Annotated in this window: 2 protein-coding genes; both read left to right on the top strand. The window is 42.6% G+C overall.

The features are described from left to right. Window positions 1-2,596: hypothetical protein (locus VIN08_RS27275; RefSeq protein WP_331972640.1), on the top strand; the 2,596-nt coding region annotated here is incomplete at its 5' end. 5 nt (window positions 2,597-2,601) lie between these two features. Continuing rightward, the gene (locus tag VIN08_RS27270) at window positions 2,602-3,330 is read left to right on the top strand and encodes an Imm49 family immunity protein (RefSeq protein WP_331972637.1); all 729 of its coding nucleotides are present in this window, start codon (window positions 2,602-2,604) and stop codon (window positions 3,328-3,330) included. The last annotated feature ends 415 nt before the right edge of the window (window positions 3,331-3,745 follow it).

Here is a 3,745-nt window from a genome sequence, read left to right as displayed (position 1 = left end):
AGTATCGCTGGACGACACCTTCGATGATGGCGAAAGCGGCCTGCTCACCAACTATACCGGCGACATGAAGAAGGTGATAAAAGCCTACGGCAATTTGCTGGACAATACATACTATATATTCCTGGTAACAAAGCCGAAGAGTGGCGCTACCCTCGGTTATATGCCTCGCAGTAAACAGGCCGGGTTCATCTTTGTCGATAAACTCAACAGTACAACGGTAGTCAACACCCTGGCACACGAAATTGGACACGGTGCCTTTAACCTGCAACATACTTTTAAAGAATACCCCTCGCTGGCACAGGGAAGTACGGATAACCTGATGGACTATGCCAACGGCACAGCCCTCTATAAATACCAGTGGGATTATATACATGATCCGCAGAAGGTAATTGGATTGTTTGAGGATGATGAGGATGCAGCCAGTATAAATGTTACCTATTGCTACCTCGATCCGGCAGGCAAACCTTTTAAGTTCCAAAATGGTGACGGCCAGCAAGCCGGTGATGTGATACTGGAAACTACCGAAACCAAACATGCCAACGGTACACTGCTGGGATTTCGCCTGAATGGCGCAGAGTATATGGCGGACATGGCCAACGGTATTTTTAACGGCTATAAAACCACGGAAGGAAAAGTTTACGCCAATGCCTACAATGCCGAGGCCATAACAAAGGTGCGGCTGGTACATAATGGAGGTAACTGTACAGCTGCGTTGTTGCTGGTGCCCTATACAAAGGTGAACAACAACAGTAATGCTGTGTTGGCATCGCTGAGTTATGCTGTGCCGGCCGACATCAAATTTGTTTCCATCAAAGGGTGTGTTAATAACTCCGGAGGCGAGATACCGCTGAACGGCCCTGGTGGAACTACCGCTTCCAATGGCATTGTAGTGATCGATTACTCGCAGGGTAAAGATGGTGTGTCGCTGTTAACGCAGGCCAGTCACCAAAACCTGGAAAAACAGGTGGCAGACATCAATACACAATTGGAGGTCAGCGGCAAGGTCTATGTTTTGAATAAAGACAACCCGAAATATACCGAGCTGCTGGCACAGGCACAACGCGATAACACACCGGGCAAGAGCATTGTTACGCTCACCAAAGGAACAGACGGAAGTGTAAGCGTTGCCATGCAGTACAGCTTTACGCCACCTGCCTGGCTCACCGACTTGTTCCCCGATGTAGCCAATTCCTGTGCGGACGAATATATAGGAGCCGGGCTCACGGCACTTCACAATTCAACCCTATACAAAACTTCGGCGGTAGACCAGCAGATCATCGCCGAATACAGTACGGTAATATACCGGGGTGTTTTTGGTATATTTTATTGTGCAACCAGCGAAGAAGCTGTAAAAAATTCTTCCGAAGCCTCCAAATATATTGCAGGCGCTGTGCATGAGCTTATCGCTTCGGTAGATGTTGCCGAAATGGCATCCGGCCTCGCCCAGCTGGCCAAACAGGTGGTAAAATCAAATATAGACAGCTATGCCTCCTATATTACTGATCTGCGGCAAACGTACACCGATATTAAGAACAACACCAGCATACCGCACGAAGTATTGCTGCAGCGCCTGATGCCTCCCGGCCTCCGCCAGCAGGTGGCAGCCTATAATGCGGTGGTAAAGATAGGCGGCCATTTTGTGAAGTTCTACTTTACCGGTTGTGCCGATATGTGCCCTTACCGGTACGGACAGGTAACGGTAATGCTCGTGCCGATTGTGCTAACCGCTGGCGAATGGGTAGTGGTAAAAGGAGGCGCGCTTGTTAACAGCCTGAAAACTCTGAAGAATGCCGGCAAGGTGCTGGACAAAACAGAAGATGTAGCGCGGGTATTAACGGAAGCTGAAAATATAGGGGCCACCGTAGTTGACGATGGCGAACGCATTCTGGTGAAAGAATCTGAAGATGCAACCGATGCCATAACTACTATTGAAAAAGATGGCGACAATGTAGTGATTGAGGGTGAGCAGAATCTGGATGAAGTATCAGCAGGGGCGGATGATCTAGTTAAACATGTTAATACAACTGATTTTGTAAATTTACAGCAAGCAACAACAGTGACCAGATCAGGCGGAGCGAGAGCTGTCAATAACGTAAAGATGTTGGTTAATGAAGGGAAGGCGTTGGTAATTTCACCTAAGGCAAATTCAACGCTCGCCAAAAATGTAGATGACTATGTAACGGCTTTTAAGAATGGCAACTCGGCAAGACAAGGGCAATTAGGTGAAGATATAGCAGAGCAATTGGCTCGGGAATTGGATAACGGGGATGTACTTAATGTTAAAATTAATAATAGTGGACATGGTTTTGATGTATTACAATTTGAAAACGGAGTAAGTAATCCTACTACAATTAGAATGTTTGAATCAAAACCCTTAAAGGGAACTTCGGTAGAATTACCTATGACAAATGAGGGAGTACAAATGGGAAATCTATGGCAACAAACAAAAATAACAATGATGCGAGAAAGTTCCGATTTAGGTATCAAATCGCTTGGTGATGTTATGTTTCAAAATCAAAGGAAAATTGAGCGGTACGTGTTAACAGTGGACAAGGATTTGAAACAGGTTATTGTAATTAAATTGGATAATTTTTAAAATATATGAGCAGTTTAGAACAATCTTTTAAAAGATCAATCGATGACGAGAAGTTTATATTAAAGCAAATTGAAAATCCTGAGGAGAAGCCATTTTATATTTTGTCTTTGATTCAGATAAATACAATTTTCTTCTTGTATAGATTTTTTGTACAGAAAGATGTTCAGCTCAGTAAATCATTTCTGTATAAAATAGCAGGAACATTTGCGTACTATCATGAGAAACTAAATGGAGAGGTTTTTGAAGCATTAAAAACATTTACATATCCTTTACTATGCGATAATAATACTGTGGTTAATCGCTATCAAGACTATCATAAAACCAAATATAGTGATTCTTTTTCAACCTATTTCGCAAAAGCAATACAGTCTACTTTAAAGAATGATAATAGTGCTTTAGAAGTTAATATCGCTGGGTTAAAAAAATGGAGCCGAAAAGGTTGGCCTAAACAATATATTGGCATCATTACCGTGTTTGAAGGTTTTCTAATTAACGATAAGTCAGCGATTGAAAATGGCTTGCAAGAAATTACAGATTTGCATGACAAGCAAGATCAACCTCCCATTGTGAAGGACTATATAAATCTCGAAGCAACTGCCCTCGCAAAACTGGCATGGCGAAAGGGTATAGAAGTCGAAGTAGCAAGCGATCTTGTTCCGAAAGAACTACTTCCTGTGCTTGAGTTACAGTCTTATGAAGGATACCCATTTTTTGAAGAGTTGAGTAATTATTAGTTGATAACTTGGTGCTGGCTAACAGAGACCGGAATCTATACCAGCAAACAACGAAATGTAAAAAAGCAAAGAATGGCATAGCAGGCGATGAAGGTGGCCATATAGGTGGTTCGCAATTTGATGGACCGTGTGAACAGATTAATTATGTTTTATGATGTCGGTAGAACGGAAGAATCTTACGGCGCGGACCCTTTAAACCGATTATATGTTGATGTCGCGAACAAAACTATATCTGGATTATATAAAAATAAACTATATACAATTACTGAAATAGGGTCGAATCATGAATAAGATTGTTTTATTCCTATCTCTATTATGTGTATTTAGCGCGTGTAAATCACAGAGCCACAATGATGAATTTGGTAGTTTTATAGAGCGTTTTCCCCCTGTAGAATTACCACTAAACACCGCCAAT

The organism is Ohtaekwangia sp. (assembly GCF_036568665.1).
In the GTDB taxonomy this organism is placed as follows: domain Bacteria; phylum Bacteroidota; class Bacteroidia; order Cytophagales; family Cyclobacteriaceae; genus Ohtaekwangia.
This window is presented reverse-complemented; position numbering and strand designations above follow the sequence as displayed.

What these genes read in the sequence shown, in the direction of transcription:
- VIN08_RS27270 (WP_331972637.1), top strand. Translation starts at nt 2,602, where the DNA reads ATGAGCAGTTTAGAACAATCTTTTAAAAGATCAATCGATGACGAGAAG.